This window comes from Knoellia sp. 3-2P3 (assembly GCF_029223115.1).
Lineage (GTDB): Bacteria > Actinomycetota > Actinomycetes > Actinomycetales > Dermatophilaceae > Pedococcus_A.
On the sequence record NZ_JARGZE010000002.1, the window covers coordinates 907,609 to 924,631 of the forward strand.

Below are 17,023 nucleotides of genomic sequence, written 5' to 3' on the forward strand. Positions count from 1 at the left end.
GCTACCGGATGGTGGTGATGGAGTCGTCGGTGACGCCATCGGCTCGGCGCTGCTCCAGCCGCTCGCGCTGGGGCTGCACGGTGTACTTCGGGTCCTTCGTCGACTCCATACCCGCTTCGAACACGCCGAACCGGGTCAGGGCGGAACCGGCCATCAGGGCGATCCCGCTCAGCCCGGCCGCCAGGCGGTTGCGCCCGAAGAGCACCGCACCGAGCGCGCCTGCGCCGGTGAGGATCTCGGCCAGCCGCAGCTTCCTGCCGGCCTCCCCCTCGTGCAGCGGCTCGGCCACCAGGGGGTGCATCTCACGGCGCATCAGCTCGAAGGCGCCCAGCTCGAGTGCGGCCCCGGTGAGGGCCATCTTCCGCACCGGGCCGTTCTGGTCCGTCGGGCTGACGAGCAGGGCCAGGCCGGCAGCCGCCGCGTTCGCGGAGCCGACGAAGACGAAGGGCAGCTGCTTGTAGGACTCGCGCCACGTGGGAGCGGCCGTGTCGGAGAGCAGCACCGCCGTGTATGCCGCGAGCGGCGGTGCGAAGAGCGCCGAGCCGATGGCTGCGGGCGGGTCGGCGACACGAAGGGCCTTGGCGAGGAACCCGTCCTGGTCGGGCAGCTCGCGGCCCAGCTCCGCTGCGGCGGCGACTCCGGCGAACGCCCCGAACGCACTGAGGATCCAGGACCCGACCGACATCGGCGAGGTCAGCTTCACCGTGCGCATCATGTTGAGCGCGCGCTCCGGCCGCCCGAGGTCCTTTGCCAGGGCGCCCCCGCCGAGGGCCACCGCGGCCAGGGCGGCGATGCGCCCGCCACGGCGCAGGGCGGGCAGGTTGCGTGCGGATCCGCCTGCGCCGACCAGGCCCGAGCCGGCCGCGAGGCCGCCGAGGAACAGGTAGGTGGGGATCTCGTGCTTCCACGGCGGCGCCTTGACGATGTTGCGCCCGTAGTAGCTGTCGAACTCGACGTCCGGCACCATCAGCGACTCGTCGCGGCGGCGTCCCTGCCCACCACCGTTGCGCCGGCGCCGGCCGCGGCGGGCCGGCTCGGGCGGTCGGTCGGCGTCGAACGGGTTCGTCGTCATCGGCGTCTCCCCAGGAAGGAGGCGGCGGCCATCGCCAGCATGGTGAGCCCAGCGAGGCCGGCCTTGCGGAACATGTCGGGCAGGTCGGCGGTGGGCACGCGCGGGTCCGGCGGCAGGCCGTAGACCTCGGGCTCGTCGAGCAGCAGGAACACCGACCCGGTGCCTCCCACCCCGTCGTTGGCGTTGGCGCCGTAGAGCCGTGCCTCGGTGTAACCGTTGTCCCGCAACGTCTCCACGCGCTGCTGGGCCGTCGCCACCATCTCGTCGAGGTCGCCGAACTTGATGGAGGTCGTCGGACAGGCCTGGGCACACGCGGGCATCTGGTCGTCGCGCAGCCGGTCGTAGCAGAGAGTGCACTTCTGCGCGTTGCCGTGGTTGGTGACGGTCTTGTCGCCCTCGCGCCGGTCGATGACGCCGAAGGGGCACGCCGCGACGCAGTAGCCGCACCCGTTGCAGACGTCCGGCTGCACGACGACGGTGCCGAACTCGGTGCGGAACAGGGCACCGGTCGGGCAGACGTCGAGGCAGCCGGCATGGGTGCAGTGCTTGCACACGTCGGAGGCCATCAGCCAGCGGAAGTCCGGGATGGTGCCGGTGGCCGCCGCCGCTTGGGCCTGGGCCACTGCCGCGGAGTCCATGCCCGGCGCCGGGGAGTCCATGCCCGACGCCGCGGGGTTAATGCCCGGCGCCGCGGGCGACGGGCCGATCCCGGCCTCGGTCATCGGTGACGCGGGCTCGCTCGGTCGCACCACCGGCATACCGAGGTCCACCAGCCGACCACCGGACGTGCGCGCCTCCTCGATGCGCTCGGTGGTCTGCTCGATGAACGCGACGTGCCGCCACGTGCTCGCGCCCAGCGAGCCGGTGTTGTCGTAGGACGACCCGAGCAGGTTGAGCTCGCCGTCCTGCGGAATCGCGTTCCACTCCTTGCAGGCCACCTCGCACGCCTTGCAGCCGATGCAGATGGAGGTGTCGGTGAAGAACCCCTTGCGCGTGCGCGGTTCCTCCCACGCCGCGTCGGCGATGGGGTCGGTCGGCCCCGACAGCTGGCGGTCCAGGTAGCCCATCAGTGTCCGTCCTCGCGGGTCATCAGCTCGTTCGACGTGGTCACCGTGACGCCGGCCCGCGACTGGTACTCGTGGACCAGCCGCAGCAGCTCCTCGCCGTGCGGACGGCGGCCCGGCTGGATGTCGCAAGCACCGACCTTCGACTCCTGGATCTGCACGTTGGGGTCGAGGGCCACGCCGAGCAGGTCGTTGACGGCGTCGCCGGACACGACCGCGTCACGACCGACGCCCCAGTGGTAGGGGAGGCCGATCTGGTGGATCGTCCTGCCACCGATGACCATCGGCGTCATGCGCTCAGTGACCAGCACCCGGGCCTCGATGGCGGTGCGCGCCGAGACGATGGTCGCCCAACCGCCGTTCTCCAGGCCGCGCTCGGCCGCGAGCTCCGGCGAGACCTCGCAGAAGAGCTCGGGCTGGAGCTCGGCGAGGTAGGGCAGCCAGCGGCTCATGCCACCGGCGGTGTGGTGCTCGGTGAGGCGGTAGGTGGTGAAGACGAACGGGTAGACGTCGCTGCCCGGCGCTCCTGCCGACGGGCTCCACAGGTTGTCCTTGCGCGGGAACACCTTCCGAGCGGGGTTGGACTGCTGCCGGTAGAGCGGGTTGTCGACCGGCGACTCCTGCGGCTCGTAGTGCGTGGGCAGCGGCCCGTCGAGCATGCCCTTGGGTGCGAAGAGCCAGCCCTTGCCGTCGGGCTGCATGATGAACGGGTCGTCACCGGCGATGCCCTCGGGGCCGCCGACACCGCGCTCGGGCCGGTAGCTCGGCGCCTTGGTCGCCGGGAAGTCGGGGACGTCGTCACCCACCCACTTCTGCTGCTCCTCGTCCCACCAGACGTACTTCTTGCGCTCGCTCCACGGGCGACCCTCGGGGTCGGCCGAGGCGCGGTTGTAGAGGATCCGCCGGTTGGCCGGCCAGGCCCAGCCCCAGTCGGGAGCGACCTGGCTCTGCTCGCGTCCGGGCTTGCGGTTCGCGCTGCGGTTGATCCCGCCGGCGTAGACACCCGTGTAGATCCAGCAGCCGCCGCTGGTGCTGCCGTCGGCCTCCATCTCGGTGAAGAGGTCGAGCAGCCGGCCCTGCTTCTCCCCGGCCAGGTGGTAGCCGTTGATCTCGCGCAGCACCGCCTCGCCGTCGATCTCGCCGTCCTCGTCGAGGGGGTAGTCCCAGGTGAGGTCGAGCAGCGGCCGGTCGCGCTCGTCGGTGGAGTCGGCCAGGCGCTCGCGGATCTTCCTGCCCAGCTCGTAGAAGAACTCGAGCTCGCTCTGGCACTCGCCCGGCGGGTTGACGGCCTTGTGCCGCCACTGCAGCATCCGGTGGGTCTGTGTGAAGGTGCCCGCCTTCTCGACGTGCGAGGCGGGCGGCAGGAAGAAGACCTCGGTGCCGATCTTCTCGGTCTCGAGCTCGCCGGTCGCGATCTCGGGGCTGTCCTGCCAGAACGTCGCCGACTCGATCATGTTGAGGTCGCGGACCACGAGCCACTTCAGGTGCGCCAGCGCCAGCCGCTGCATCCTGCCGTGCGCGGAGCCGACCGCAGGGTTCTGGCCCAGCAGGAAGTAGCCCTCGACCTTGTCGTCGAGCATGTCCATCGTGGTCTGGTAGGTGCCGTGGGCGCCGGTGAGCCTCGGCAGGTAGTCGAAGGCCCAGTCGTTCTCGGCTGTCGCCGCATCTCCCCACCACGCCTTCATGAGGCTGACGGCGTAGGCGTCGGCGTTGGCCCAGAAGCCCTTCTGCTCCTTGCTGCCGATCGCGTTGATGTACTCCTGCCACGTGTCGTGCCGACCCGCGACCGGCATCGCGAGGTAGCCGGGGAGGATGTTGTAGAGCGTCGGGATGTCGGTCGAGCCCTGGATGCTGGCGTGGCCGCGCATCGCCATGATCCCGCCCCCGGGACGGCCCATGTTGCCGAGCAGCAGCTGGATGATCGCGGCCGTCCGGATGAACTGGGCGCCGAGGGTGTGCTGCGTCCAGCCGACGGCGTAGACGAACGCCGTGGTGCGCTCACGACCGCTGTTCTCGGTGACCGCCTTGGCCACGTAGTGGAAGTCGTCGACCGAGATGCCGCAGGTGTCGGCCACCATCTCGGGCGTGTAGCGCGCGTAGTGCCGCTTGAGGATCTGGAACACGGTGCGAGGGTCCTGCAGCGTCTCGTCGCGCAGCACCCGGGCGTGCTCGAGCGGCGGACCGGCAGCACCCATCCGGTGGCCGTCGGCAGTCGCCTCCTTGGCCTCGCCCTGCTCGGTGCCGGGGGCCTCGATCTTCCCGTCCTCGTCACTCTCGGTGGCGTAGGCCCAGGTGGTCAGGTCGTAGGAGCCCTTGTCGGCGTCGTACCCGGAGAACAGGCCGTCGAGGTCCTCGGTGTCCTGGAAGTCCTCGTTGATGATCGTCGCGGCGTTGGTGTAGGCGACGACGTACTCCTTGAAGTACAGGTCGTTGCTGAGGATGTGGTTGATCAGCGCCCCGAGGAACACCACGTCGCTTCCCGCGCGGATCGGGATGTGCTTGTCAGCCGTCGCCGACGTGCGCGTGAAGCGGGGGTCGATGTGGATGACCTTGGCGCCCTTGAGCCGTGCCTCGGTCACCCACTGGTAGCCCACCGGGTGGCACTCGGCCATGTTGGAGCCCTGGATGACGATGCAGTCGGCGTTGGCCAGGTCCTGCTCATACTGGGTCGCGCCACCGCGCCCGAACGAGGATCCCAAACTGGGAACCGTGGCGGAGTGTCAAATACGCGCCTGGTTCTCGATCTGGATCGCCCCCGCGGCGGTGAACAGCTTCTTGATGAGGTAGTTCTCCTCGTTGTCGAGGGTCGCCCCTCCGAGGGCCGCGATCGCCATGGTGCGCCGGAGCCGCCGGCCCTGGTCGTCGAGGTCCTGCCACCCGTTGCGCCGGCTCTGCACGAACCGGTCGGCGATCATGTCGATGGCCGTCTCGCGGTCCAGCGGCTCCCACTGCGTGCCGTAGGGGCGCCGGTAGAGCACCTTCGTCTGGCGGCCGGGGCTGTTGACGAGCTGCTCACTCGCAGAGCCCTTGGGGCACAGGCGTCCTCGCGAGACGGGCGAGTCGGGGTCGCCCTCGATCTGGACGACCTTCTCGTCCTTGACGAAGACGCGCTGGCCGCAGCCGACGGCGCAGTACGGGCACACGCTCTGCACGACCCGGTCGGCGGTCTTCGTCCGCGGCTCGAGGGTTCGCGTGCGTTCCGAGGTGACCGCCGGACCGCGGCCCAGGAAGTCCCCACTGCGGAACTGCCGCAGCACCGGCCACGACAGGAAGGTCTTCTTCGCGTCCATCACCCGCCTCCTTTGCTCGCACCCTAGCCCCGCCCGTCAGAGCCCGCGATCCGAGCGAGATCCGGGCCGATGGTGGTGCTGTGGCTCGGCCGTGCCGGCCGGGTGCGCCCCCCGACCTTTCGAAAGGAGGGGGAACTACAGGGGTGATATTCACCCATTTGTCGTACAGGCGTGCCGGGATCAGGCACTCTGTTCCAGGCCCTGGTCGTGGCGTGGTGCTTTCTCACCGTATGCCGAGACCGTCCCCTACCCCCGGGAAGTCATGCGCACACGCCTGCTCCGCCTGTCCTCGCGCCTTGCCGCTGCCCTCCTGCTCGGCACCGCAGCGCTCGGCGCCACGAGCACCGCCGCCGGCGCCGGCACGATCGTCTACGAGTGCAAGACCTCCTCGATCGGGTGCGTCTCCTTCTCCGGCTACACCGGGAAGTCGGTCTGGGGCTACCCGGTCAGCAGCACCGGCAACAACTGCACGAACTACGTGGCCTACCGCCTCGCGCGCAACGGCGTGGCGCAGCAGAGCGGGCTCGGCAACGCCGGCAGCTGGGCGGTCAACGCCAGGAACCGCGGCTTCCGGGTGGACACGACACCTCGGACGGGCGCGATCGCCCAGTGGAGCTACGGCAGCGTCTACGCCCCGTCCTACGGTCACGTCGGGTACGTCGAGGAGGTCACCTCCTCCTACATCACCATCTCGGACTCGTCGTGGAGCGGCGGGTCCTACCGCTGGCGCATCCCCAAGGGCGACCGCAACTGGCCGAGCAACTTCATCCACTTCAAGGACACGGCGTACCAGCCGCCCAAGCCCGGCACGTTCGTGCGGGTGCGGGAGACCAACGAGGTCTACCGCCTGGTGGGCAAGGCCCCCGTCTTCGTCTCGACGTGGACCGGCTTCGGCGGCATGCAGCCCACCCACCTGCTCAGCAGCACCTCCCTGGCGTCCCTGCCGACGCTGCCCAGCGAGGGCACCTTCATCCGCGGGGCGCGCAGCCGGCTGGTCTACCGCGTCGCCGGCGGTGCACCGGTGCACGTCTACACGTGGGCGCCCTTCGGCGGCACCCAGCCGACCACGACGGTGGACGACGCAGCCATCGACCAGGCGGGCTCGGGGGGCCGGTGGAACCACCTGCGCGCCCGACCCGCCGACGGCACGCTGGTCCGCGGCCTGCAGCGCCAGGAGGTCTACCGCATCGCCGGCGGCGCGCCCGTCTACGTGCACGCCTGGGCCAACATCGGCAGCGCCACGGTCCAGCCCACCGTCGGCATCGACATCGCGGCGATCGACCGGGCGGGGTCGGGTGGGCGGTGGAACCACCTGGCACACAAGCCGGTCGACAACTCCTACCTGCGCGGCACCAAGACCGGCTACGTCTACGTCATGAGCGGCGGCAGGGCGCTGCGGGTGACGACGTGGACCCAGGTCGGCGGCCAGAAGCCGACCACCTCCGTCGACCAGCTCGCGATCGACAAGGCCGGCACGACCGACCCCGTCAAGTGGTCACACATCGCCGACAAGGGCCTGCTCTGAGCCGACGCCTGTCCTGAACCGGGCTACCCCAGGGCGGGGACGACGAGGACCTGGCCGGCGTGCACCTGCGTGCTCGGCAGGTTGTTCGCCAGCTGCAGCTGCGCGACCGCCTCGGCGACCGGGAGGGCGGGCAGCTCGCGCGCGGCGACCTCCGAGAGGGTCTGGCCCTCGACGACGGTGACGGCGTGGTCGGCGACGGGCGCCGACGCGCCACCGGCGGAGCCGGCCAGCACCAGCGCGGTGACGGCGATCAGGACGGCCGCGACCATGAGGGTGATGACCAGCCGGCCGGCCCGGGTCAGGCGAAGCCCCCCGGCGACCGGAGTCGGGACCGCGTCGCCGGTTGGGACGAGGACCAGGCGCGGACGGGCAGGACGGGTCGGCACGCGGGTCGGTGTGGCCCCCAGGTCCCAGGCGACTGCTGCACTCATGGTCATTCCCCTCTCCCGACCCCGCGCCTGCGGGGCCCTGTTCTCCGAACGGGTGTTCGATCGAACGCTTGTACGATTTCTAGCACGCATGTTCGAACGGTTCAAGACACGCGTCGAACACATGTTTGGCAACTGTGTTCGAACTCCATACGCTGTGCCCATGCCTCGAAGCACATCAGAGGCCACCGACAGCCCACCCCCGCCGACCGGCTGACAGCCCGGTACACGGCACCTGACCTGCAGAAACGAGGAGCGGCATGTCCGACGACAACGTCAAGGAGCTGCCCGAGCGCGAGCGCGGCGACGGCCTCACCGTGCGCCAGCGCCGGGTGCTCGAGGTCATCCGCAACTCCGTGGACCGCCGCGGCTACCCGCCCAGCCTGCGCGAGATCGGGGAGGCGGTGGGGCTCACCAGCCCGAGCTCCGTGGCGCACCAGCTGGCCTCCCTGGAGCGCAAGGGCTTCCTGCGCCGCGACCCCAACCGCCCGCGGGCCATCGAGGTCGTCTCCCCCGACGCGCCGGCCGACATGCGGGGCTACCGGGGCGGGGCAGCCCCCGACGACGCCGACGCGACCTACGACGAGACCGGCATCAACGACCAGCGGCCCGAGGCGTCCTACGTGCCCGTGCTCGGCCAGATCGCGGCCGGTGTGCCGATCACGGCGGAGGAGTCCGTCGAGGACGTCTTCCCCCTGCCGAAGCAGATCGTCGGCGAGGGGCAGCTCTTCCTGCTCAAGGTGGTGGGCGACTCCATGGTGGACGCGGCCATCTGCGACGGCGACTGGGTGGTCGTGCGCCAGCAGCCGACCGCCGACAACGGCGACATCGTGGCCGCCATGCTCGACAACGAGGCCACCGTCAAGACGTTCAAGCGCAAGGACGGGAAGGTGTGGCTGCTGCCGCACAACCCGGCCTTCGAGCCGATCGACGGCGACCACGCCACGGTGCTCGGCAAGGTGACGGCCGTCCTGCGGCGCGTCTGACGTCGTCGGTCGCCGTCGGTCGGCGACCGACGTTCACGGTCGACGTCAGTCGCCGAAGACGTCGAGGTAGCGGCTCACCACCTCAGTGACGTCGTCAGTGGCCTCGGCCTCCTCCCACAGCTCCCACCACTCGTTCTCGTCGGGCCGCAGCGCCCGGTGGAGGGCCTGTGCCGCGAGCTCCTCGAGCTCCTCGTCGACCTCGAGGGGGTCGCTGTCGAGCCAGGGCGGCAGGTAGCGCTCCCCCACGACCGAGTCGGGGTCCTCGCTGCCGGCCACCACCGCGGCCGCGGCGACGGCCTCCGCCATCACGGGCGCGTCGATGTAGTCCTCCGTCGCGACGACGCGGCGCAGGGCGCCCCGCACCTTGGCCGGCCGCCCCTCGGGCTCGGTCTCCTCGAGGTCGTCCAGGAAGTCGAGTGCGTCGTCGTTCTCGAACGGTCCAGTTCGGACGCGTGCCATGACACCACCCCATCGTCACCTGCTCGCCGGTCCCACTGACGGCCTGACCTGAAGATGGTAGGACGCGGCCGCCGCCGGAGACAGACCTCGGACGCGACCCGGGTCCGCCAGGCTCAGGGAAGTCGCTGCCACCAGGCGGTGTCGACGTAGCGGCCGAGCTTGTGGCCGACCTCCCGGAGCACGCCGACCCGCTCGAACCCCAGCCTGCGATGCAGCGCCTCGCTGGCCTCGTTGGGCAGCGCCACCACGGCCAGGACGGTGTGCACGCCTGCCGCGTCGAGGCGCTCGAGCAGCTCGGCGTAGAGCGCCCTGCCGAGTCCGCGCCCGCGGGCAGCCGAGGCGAGGTAGACGGAGGTCTCGCGCGTCCCGGCATACGCGGGGCGGGACCGGAAGGGGCCGGAGTACGCAAAGCCCACCACGTCGGCGCCGTCCTCGACGACGAGGAAGACGTCGCCGGGGACCTCCGGTGCCAGGCGGTGGGCGAAGTGGTCGGGGCCCCTCGGAAGGGTGTCGAACGTGCCCACCCCGCCCTCGACCTCGGCGTTGTAGATGGCGGCCACGGTGGCCAGGTCGTCCTCGCGGGCGGGGCGGATCTGCGTCACAGGGGCGATGCTAGGTCCATGGAGTCGCAGGGCGGCCGGGGGCCGCAGACGTGGGACGAGCGGTATGCCGCGGCCGAGCGGGTCTGGAGCGCCGGGCCGAACCGCGAGGTGGAGGCCGTGGTCGCCGGCTGGCCGCCGGGGCGGGCGCTCGACCTCGGTGCCGGCGAGGGCAGGCACGCCCTCTGGCTCGCCGAGCGCGGCTGGCAGGTCACGGCGGTGGACTTCTCCGCGGTCGGCATCGACCGTGGGAGGCAGGAGGCCGCCCGCCGGTCACTGGACGTCGAGTGGGTGGTGGCCGACGTCACCGAGTGGCAGCCTGCGCCGGGCACCCTCTTCGACCTCGTGCTCGTGGCCTACCTGCACATCCCCCAGGACGTCTTCTCGCGCCTCGGGCAGTGGCTCGCCCCCGGCGGGGCACTGGTCGTCGTGGGGCACTCCCTGCGCAACCTCACCGAGGGTGTCGAAGGTCCACAGGACCCGAGCATCCTGCACACGACCGACCAGCTGCGCGCCGCCTCGGACGGACTCGAGGTCCAGCGCTGCGAAGAGGTGCTCCGCCCCACCGACGCCGGTGACGCGATCGACGTGGTGCTGGTGGCTAGGCGGCCAGCCGGCTGACGAGCTCGGCGAGGGTGGCGCCGAGGGGTGCGTCGAGGTGGTGCGTGGCCTCGGCGTCACCTCTGGTGGGTCCGTGCGTGATGATCCCGACCGGTATGCCGTGCGCGGCTGCCCGCCGCACGAACCGGTAGCCGGACATCACCTTCAGGGACGAGCCGAGCACCAGGAGGGCGCGCGCCCTCTCGGTGAGTTGAAAACACCTCTCCACCAACGGTTTCGGCACGGACTCCCCGAAGAACACCACGTCGGGCTTGAGCGTGTCGCGCCCGCAGACCAGGCAGAGTGGCACGACGAAGTCCTCGACGTCGAGGGCGTTGAGGACGATGTCGCCGTCGGGCCGGATCTCGTTGCTGGTGACCTCGTAGCCGGGGTTCGCCTGGCGCATCCGCTCGTCGAGGTCCCAGCGGCTGGTGCGGTCACCGCACGTCAGGCACACCACCTTCGCCAGCGCGCCGTGCAGCTCGGTGACCTCGACGGCACCGGCCGCCTGGTGCAGTCCGTCGACGTTCTGGGTGATGACCGGCCCCACGAGCCCAGCCGCCTGAAGTGCCGCCACGGACCGGTGCCCGTCGTTGGGGGCCGCCGACGAGAAGCGCTGCCAGCCGACGTAGCTGCGGGCCCAGTAACGCCTGCGGGCCTCCGGCGAGCCGACGAACTCGGCGTACTGCATGGGCTGGACCCGCCGGTTGCCGTCGGGCCCACGGTAGTCCGGGATGCCGGACTCGGTGCTGATGCCGGCGCCGCTGAGCACCAGCACGTCTCCACCGGCGAGGAGGTCGACGAAGGCGTCGAGGTCGGTCGCGAGCGCAGGCATGGCACCCAGTATGCGCGACCACGGGACATCATCCCCAGCGGCAACATGGGTACCGTTGGATAACCGACGGTTATGCTGGATGCATGATCGACGCAGCGGGTCTCCGCGTCATGAAGGCCATTGCCGACGAGGGCAGCTTCACCGGTGCGGCCCTGGCGCTGGGGTACTCCCAGCCGGCGATCTCGCAGATGGTGCGCCGGCTCGAGCAGCGCACCGGCACCGTGCTGGTCGAGCGGATCGGACGCAGCGTGCGGCTCACGGAGGCGGGACAGGTGCTCGCCCGCCACGCGGTGACGGTGCTGGCCGCCCTCGACGCCGCCGAGGAGGAGGTCGCCGCGATCGCCGGACTGCGCTCCGGGCGCGTGCGCCTCATGGCCTTCCCGTCCTCCTCGGCGACGCTGGTGCCTCGCGCGCTGGCCCTGGTGAAGGAGCGGTACCCGGAGGTCAAGGTCACCTTCACCGAGGCCGAGCCGCCGGAGTCGCTGGCCGCGCTGCGTGCCGGCGAGTGCGACCTCGCGGTCGCCTTCGCCTACGAGGGCACCGACCTCGGCCGCGGTGAGGAGGACCTCGACCTCTTCGTGACGCAGAAGCTGCTCGACGACGACGTGCGCCTCGCCCTTCCGAGGAACCACCCCCTCGCGGGACAGGACGTCGTGGACCTGGCCGACCTCTCCTCCGAGCACTGGATCGCCGGGTGCCCGCGCTGCCGCGGCCACCTGCTCCAGATGTGCTCCGCCGAGGGCTTCTCCCCCGACGTGGCCTTCGAGACCGAGGACTACGTGGCCGTGATGGGCCTGGTGGCCGAGGGGCTCGGCGTGGCCCTCATCCCCGACCTGATCCTGCGCACCGCGCACCACAGCGACGTCGTCACCCTGCCGATCAGGCCCTCCTCCCGCCGCCAGGTGCACGTCGTCACCACCCCCGACCTCCAGCGGGTGCCCGCCGTGCAGGCCACCATCGACGCCCTCGTCGAGGCCGCGAAGACGCCACCGCGCGTCCTGGCCAGCACCTGACGGCCGCTCGGAGCCCGCGCGGCGGCTCGGGCACAACGGCCCCTGGCGCAGGTCAGCGGCTCGTCGTGACGGCCACCTCGCCACCGCGCGAGAGCACCGCGACGTCGCCGCGCTGGTCGGTGCGGTAGATGGCCGACGCGCTGCGCCGCAGGACCTCGAGGTGCTTGGGCGCCGGGTGGCCGTAGTCGTTGTCGCGGCCCACGCTGATGACCGCCACCGGTGCCGCGACCACCTCCATGAGGTCGGTATCGAGGTTGGACGAGCCGTGGTGCGGGGTCTTGACCACGTCGAGACGCGCCGCGGCCGCGGCCATCGCCGGGTCTCGGCGCAGGGCCAGGAGCATGGCGTGCGCCGCCTCCCGCTCGACGTCGCCCAGCAGCAGCGCGTCGACCTCGTCGGACTCGACGGCCAGCACGACGCTGGCGTTGTTGGGCACCGACCCCGCGCTGATCCTCCGCGCGGGCCACCACACGTCGGCGGTGACGCCCTGCCACTGGAGCCGGTCGCCGGCATACACCTCCCGCACCGGCACGCCTCGCGCTGCGGCCCATTCGCGCACCTGCTCCCACTGGTGGGGAGGGTCGCGCACCGGCGAGGCCAGGACCTCCCGCACCTCCCGCCCGGACAGGGCGCCCGGCAGCCCCTCGACGTGGTCGGCGTGCAGGTGGGTCAGCACGATCGCATCGAGCGCGCGGACCTCGAGCCGGCGCAGGCAGCCGTTGACGAGGGCTGGATCGGGACCGGCGTCGACCAGCACGGCTCGCCCCGGTGTGGTGGCCAGCACGAGCGCATCGCCCTGGCCGACGTCGCAGGCGACGAGGCGCCAGCCCTCCGGCGGCCAGGTCGCCGGCGAGGTCGGCACGAGCGAGGCGGCCGCCAGCAGGCCAGCCGCCAGGGCCCCCAACGGACGGATCCGGACGTGGTGCGCCGCCCAGGGACCGGCGACCAGGACCAGCACCGTCAGCGCTGCGAGCAGCACGGCACCGACTCCGCCATCCGGCCACGGCATCGTGCCGCCGGGCACCTGCGCGAAGACCCGTGCGATGCGGGCGATGCCCAGCGTCGGCAGCGCCCCGGCCCAGCACAGGGCCGTGCCGACGGGCTGCCAGACGCTGGCGGTCAGCGCCGCGGCGACCCCCGCCACGGTCGCCGGCGCCACCAGTGGGGCCGCCAGCAGGTTCGCGACGACGCCGACGGTGCTCACGGACCCCTGCAGCAGCACCACGACCGGCGCACACATCGCCTGCGCGGCAACGGGTATCGCGAGGGCGGGACCCCACGAGCGCAGGCGCCGCGGGAGCCGCCGGCCGATCGCCTCGCCCCAGCTGCGGACGAACAGCAGCAGTCCCAGGGTCGCGAGCGTGGACAGGGCGAACCCGTAGGTGCGGCTCAGCCACGGGTCGACGAGGAGGAGGCACCAGACGGCGCCGGCGAGCACCGGCAGGCCTGCCGCCCGTCGCGAACGGCTCAGCCCCACCAGCCCGATGGCGCCCATCGCTGCCGCGCGGATCACGCTCGGCTCCGGACGCGCCAGGACGACGAAGCCCGCCAACACGAGCATCGCGACCACCGGACGCCAGCGCCGCCGGACGCCGAGCAGCGCCGCGCCTCCGAGTGCGGCGGCGAGCACGATGGCGACGTTGGAGCCGCTGACCGCCGACAGGTGCGTCATCCCGGTGGCGAGCATGGCCTCGGTCAGGTCGTCGGGGGTGCGGCTCGTGTCGCCGATGACGAGGGCCGGCAGCAGGCCGCGGGCGTCTGCCGGCAGGGGCGCAGCAGCGCTGCGCAGGCCCGCCCGCAGGTGCTCCGCGCCGCGGGCCACCACGCCCGGCTCGCTGAGCAGCGTCGGCGCCCCCAGCGGGCGGAGGACGGCGACCACCGGCTCCCCGGGCTCGGCCGTCCCCAGGCGGCCCTGCACCCTGATGCGCTCGCGCCAGCGCACTGCCGACCAGCGCTCGTCGCCGACCACGAGCACCGGCGTGCGCACCCGGCTGCGTTCACCGCGCCCGGCGACCTCGGTGAGCGTGAGCCGCAGCAGCACCGTCTGCGCGTCCCGGCCGCCCCGCACCACCGGCTCACTCGAGACGACCCCTGTGGCCTGCACGACCGCCTGCCCCCGCGCGAGTGCCGCGACCGGCCCAGCCTCCCGCACCAGGGTGTGGCAGGCGGAGCCGACCAGCACCACCGAGGCCGAGGCCGCCGACAGTGCGAGCCACCGGGCCAGTGGGTGCGCGCGCGGCGGGGTCCTGCCGGGCCTGGTGCCGCGCCGCGCAGACCTGCTCGTGACGACCAGGCCGCCCGCCGCGAGCCCCAGCAGGGCAGCCGACAGGCCCAGCCGCCAGGAGGGTGGGGTGGCGAGGGTGGCGGCCGCGGTGACCCAGGCAGCAAGAGCCGGAAGCAGCAGGCGCAGGTCGGGCACCGACCGCTCCGCCACCCGGCGCGGCCGTGCCGGCCGCCGGCTCACACGGTGACCTTGCCCTGGAGCTGGGCGAACATCTTCTCGCCGATGCCGCTGACCTCGGCCAGCTCGTCGACCGAGGTGAACCGGCCGTGCTCGGTGCGCCAGTCGACGATCCGCTGGGCGAGCACCGGGCCCACGCCGGGCAGTTCCTCGAGCACCGCCACGGTGGCGGTGTTGAGGTTGACCGGGAGGGCGGAGCCAGCGGTGCCACTCGCGGCGCCCCCGCTTCCGGCCGCCCCAGCGTCACCGGGCGCCTCGGCCGCCGCGGGTGCGGCCTCCCCCGGCTTCGGCACGCGCACCTGCTCCCCGTCGACCAGGGCCCGCGCGAGGTTGAGCGCCCCGAGGTCGGCGCCGGGCAGCGCACCCCCTGCCCTGGTGAGGGCCTCGCCGACCCGGGCGCCCGGTGAGAGCACCACCACCCCCGGTCGCCTCACCTGCCCGACCACGTGCACCACCAGCCGACCAGCGCCACCGGCGCCCGACGGGGGCGAGGACGGCCGTGACGAGGGGCTCACCGCGTCGCCCGGCACGCTGGCTCCCGGTGTGCGCGAGACCAGCGCGGAGGGCGCTGATGTGCCGGCACCGGCCACGACCGGCTCGGGCGCGCTGGCGGCGCGGGCCCAGGCCACCCGCACCCCGAAGACGCCGACCGCGAGGAGCACCACCACGACCATGCCGACCGCTGCCGCCGCGGGGCCGGTCACCCGCGCGCCCCGCAGGGCGGCGGGGACGCTCAGCAGGGCAGGACCCGGGGGCCGTGGGCGCCGGTGCCGTCCCGGCGATGCCCGGTGCCCGGCGGCCGGCGCCTCCCCCGGCGCTGACGGGTTCGGGTGCGGCTGCGTCGCCTCCTCTCGGCCTCGACGATGCCCGGCCGTCGCCGGCCGCTCCTCGAGCCACTCCCGCCGCGGCAGCCAGAACTCCTCCGCGACGGCCGGCTCCTCGGCACCGGACGCCTGCGCCTCCAGGGCGCCCTGGTCCGGGCCGGCCAGCAGGGCGAGCAGGCGGGGTGACGGCTCGGCGGGACGGCGACGCAACGGCATACGGGCACGCTAGGAAGGTGCGCCGGCCCAGGGCGGCGTCGACCGGACTCCTGTGGACGACGGAGCGTGATCGGGTCAGGGTGTGGACGAGCTGCGACGGGCGGCGATCCACAGCTCGATGTTGCGCCGGTGGCGGTAGATGACGATGACGGCCAGCACCACGCACCAGGCACCCACGTCCCGCGAGCCGCCGGGCACCCACCCGAGCCAGGTCCCGACCCCCAGCAGGAGCAGCACGAGGCAGGCCGACACCGAGGCACCGGCCACCCAGCGCATCCGCCACACGAGCACCCCGAAGACGGCGACCATGACGAGGCCGAACCACGGCTGCACGGCGAGGATCGCCCCGAGCGAGGTCGCCACGCCCTTGCCGCCGTGGCCCCTCAGGAACGGCGACCAGATGTGGCCGAGCACGACGGCGATTCCGGCGCAGAGGGCGGGCACCGTGCCCATCGCCGCCTGGACCAGGACGACCGGCAGGTAGCCCTTGAGGACGTCGAGCAGGCCCACCACCACGCCCCACCGGACGCCGAGGACCCGGCCCGCGTTGGTGGCGCCGGGGTTGCCGGAGCCGGAGCGGGACAGGTCCTTGCCCAGGACCCGCGCCACGATCGAGGCGGGGTTGACCGAGCCGAGCAGGAAGGCGCCGACGAGCACGAGCCCGAGCAGTGCGGCCGAGCCGAGCAGGCCCCCGACGTCGAGCCCGTCGGCGTCCGATGCGCCCACGGCTGCCGGCAGGACCGCCCAGGTGCTCACGAACCGGCCAGTCTCGGGGAGACGGCCACGGCGATGGTTCCGGGGCCGACATGGGCCCCCACCACCGCGCCGAGCTCGACGACCCGCACCTCGTGGGCGCAGGAGATCCGCTGCCGCACCCGCCGGGCGAGCTCCTCCGCCCTCTCGGCGGAGTCGAGGTGGTGCACGGCGATGTCCACGCCGTCGGAGCCCGGCGGCGCCTGTTCCGCGGCCGCGGCTGCGAGCTCCTCGAGACGCGAGAGCGCCCGCGCCGAGGTGCGCACCTTCTCCAGCGCCCGGATCCGGCCGTCCCTGAGGGAGAGGATCGGCTTGATCGCGAGCGCCGAGCCCAGGAAGGCCGACGCGGCGCCGATGCGTCCTCCTCGTCGCAGGTGCTCGAGCGTGTCCACGTAGAACACCACCGTCGCGGCCTCGCAGCGCGACAGTGCCTGCGCCGCAACGCTTTCCGCGTCGGCACCGGCGGCCGCGGCATCGCAGGCCGCCAGCACGGCATACCCCATGGCCATGCCCAGGGAACGGGAGTCCACCACGGTCACCGGCACGGGCGAGTGCTCCGCGGCGAGGTGGGCCGACTGCACCGTGCTCGACATCTCGCCGGAGATGTGGATCGAGACGATCTCCGTCGCGCCGCCGGCGGCCGCAGCCTCATAGGCGGCGAGGAACGCGCTCGGGGAGGGCCGGGACGTGCTCACCGGGCGGTGGGCGCGCAACGCCGTGGCCACCTCGCCGGTGCTGATGTCGACGCCCTCGCTGAACTCCTTGCCGGCGACGACGACGTGCAGGGGCACCACCCTGATGCCGCGCTCGGCGACGACCGACGACGGCAGGTATGCCGTGGTGTCAGTGACGATCGCGACGCTCACGGTGCGCAGGCTACCGGTCGGTGGCCTGCGCG

At 72.7% G+C, this 17,023-nt stretch carries 15 protein-coding genes; 4 read left to right on the forward strand and 11 right to left on the reverse strand.

Annotation, left to right across the window (positions count from 1 at the left end; translation table 11 throughout):
• Nucleotide 1: 1 nt before the first annotated feature.
• The 3 genes from nrfD to fdh are packed head-to-tail and all read right to left on the reverse strand — an operon-like array spanning nt 2 to nt 5,426.
• Nucleotides 2–1,072, reverse strand: a complete 1,071-nt coding sequence (gene nrfD / locus P0Y31_RS09700) for an NrfD/PsrC family molybdoenzyme membrane anchor subunit (RefSeq protein ID WP_275868687.1) — start codon at nt 1,070–1,072, stop codon at nt 2–4.
• Entirely contained in the window at nt 1,069–2,139 is a 1,071-nt protein-coding gene (locus P0Y31_RS09705; protein WP_275868689.1) for a 4Fe-4S dicluster domain-containing protein, read from the reverse strand. The genes nrfD and P0Y31_RS09705 overlap by 4 nt, the downstream gene beginning before the upstream one ends.
• Nucleotides 2,139–5,426, reverse strand: coding sequence for a formate dehydrogenase (gene fdh, locus P0Y31_RS09710; protein ID WP_275868690.1), 3,288 nt, complete (start codon nt 5,424–5,426; stop codon nt 2,139–2,141). Before fdh ends, P0Y31_RS09705 begins: the two co-directional genes overlap by 1 nt.
• A 262-nt stretch (nt 5,427–5,688) precedes the next feature.
• Here fdh and P0Y31_RS09715 point away from each other — a divergent pair, with 262 nt between their 5' ends.
• Entirely contained in the window at nt 5,689–6,951 is a 1,263-nt protein-coding gene (locus tag P0Y31_RS09715; protein ID WP_275868693.1) for a CHAP domain-containing protein, read from the forward strand.
• Nucleotides 6,952–6,974: 23 nt separating this feature from the next.
• On the opposite strand, the gene P0Y31_RS09720 is transcribed toward P0Y31_RS09715, so the two are convergent.
• The gene (locus P0Y31_RS09720) at nt 6,975–7,382 is read right to left on the reverse strand and encodes a LysM peptidoglycan-binding domain-containing protein (protein ID WP_275868695.1); all 408 of its coding nucleotides are present in this window, start codon (nt 7,380–7,382) and stop codon (nt 6,975–6,977) included.
• Nucleotides 7,383–7,639: 257 nt separating this feature from the next.
• Between P0Y31_RS09720 and lexA the strand changes: the two genes are divergently transcribed.
• Complete coding sequence (gene lexA / locus P0Y31_RS09725) at nt 7,640–8,365, forward strand: transcriptional repressor LexA (protein WP_275868697.1); 726 nt, start codon at nt 7,640–7,642, stop codon at nt 8,363–8,365.
• A gap of 45 nt (nt 8,366–8,410) precedes the next feature.
• On the opposite strand, the gene P0Y31_RS09730 is transcribed toward lexA, so the two are convergent.
• A complete protein-coding gene (locus P0Y31_RS09730) occupies nt 8,411–8,824 on the reverse strand; it encodes a DUF4259 domain-containing protein (protein WP_275868699.1) in 414 nt (137 codons plus the stop codon).
• Nucleotides 8,825–8,937: 113 nt separating this feature from the next.
• Nucleotides 8,938–9,426 (reverse strand): GNAT family N-acetyltransferase, encoded by a 489-nt coding sequence (locus P0Y31_RS09735; RefSeq protein ID WP_275868701.1) that lies wholly within the window; start codon nt 9,424–9,426, stop codon nt 8,938–8,940.
• Between the two features lie 18 nt (nt 9,427–9,444).
• Here P0Y31_RS09735 and P0Y31_RS09740 point away from each other — a divergent pair, with 18 nt between their 5' ends.
• Nucleotides 9,445–10,044, forward strand: a complete 600-nt coding sequence (locus tag P0Y31_RS09740) for a class I SAM-dependent methyltransferase (RefSeq protein WP_275868703.1) — start codon at nt 9,445–9,447, stop codon at nt 10,042–10,044.
• Here the strand turns inward: P0Y31_RS09740 and P0Y31_RS09745 are convergent.
• Nucleotides 10,025–10,858, reverse strand: a complete 834-nt coding sequence (locus P0Y31_RS09745) for an NAD-dependent protein deacetylase (protein WP_275868705.1) — start codon at nt 10,856–10,858, stop codon at nt 10,025–10,027. The genes P0Y31_RS09740 and P0Y31_RS09745 overlap by 20 nt on opposite strands.
• An 83-nt stretch (nt 10,859–10,941) precedes the next feature.
• On the opposite strand from P0Y31_RS09745, the gene P0Y31_RS09750 reads away from it, so the two are divergent.
• On the forward strand, nt 10,942–11,871 hold the full coding sequence (locus P0Y31_RS09750) for a LysR family transcriptional regulator (protein ID WP_275868706.1): 930 nt from the start codon (nt 10,942–10,944) through the stop codon (nt 11,869–11,871).
• Nucleotides 11,872–11,923: 52 nt separating this feature from the next.
• Here the strand turns inward: P0Y31_RS09750 and P0Y31_RS09755 are convergent, their stop codons facing one another.
• The 4 genes from P0Y31_RS09755 to P0Y31_RS09770 all read right to left on the reverse strand — a co-directional run bounded on the left by P0Y31_RS09755 (nt 11,924) and on the right by P0Y31_RS09770 (nt 16,991).
• Nucleotides 11,924–14,335, reverse strand: coding sequence for a ComEC/Rec2 family competence protein (locus P0Y31_RS09755; RefSeq protein ID WP_275868708.1), 2,412 nt, complete (start codon nt 14,333–14,335; stop codon nt 11,924–11,926).
• Nucleotides 14,332–15,372, reverse strand: coding sequence for a ComEA family DNA-binding protein (locus P0Y31_RS09760; protein ID WP_275868710.1), 1,041 nt, complete (start codon nt 15,370–15,372; stop codon nt 14,332–14,334). The genes P0Y31_RS09755 and P0Y31_RS09760 overlap by 4 nt, the downstream gene beginning before the upstream one ends.
• Before the next feature lie 75 nt (nt 15,373–15,447).
• A complete protein-coding gene (locus tag P0Y31_RS09765; protein ID WP_275868712.1) occupies nt 15,448–16,128 on the reverse strand; it encodes a glycerol-3-phosphate acyltransferase in 681 nt (226 codons plus the stop codon).
• Entirely contained in the window at nt 16,125–16,991 is an 867-nt protein-coding gene (locus P0Y31_RS09770; RefSeq protein ID WP_275868714.1) for a DegV family protein, read from the reverse strand. The genes P0Y31_RS09765 and P0Y31_RS09770 overlap by 4 nt, the downstream gene beginning before the upstream one ends.
• Between the last annotated feature and the right edge of the window lie 32 nt (nt 16,992–17,023).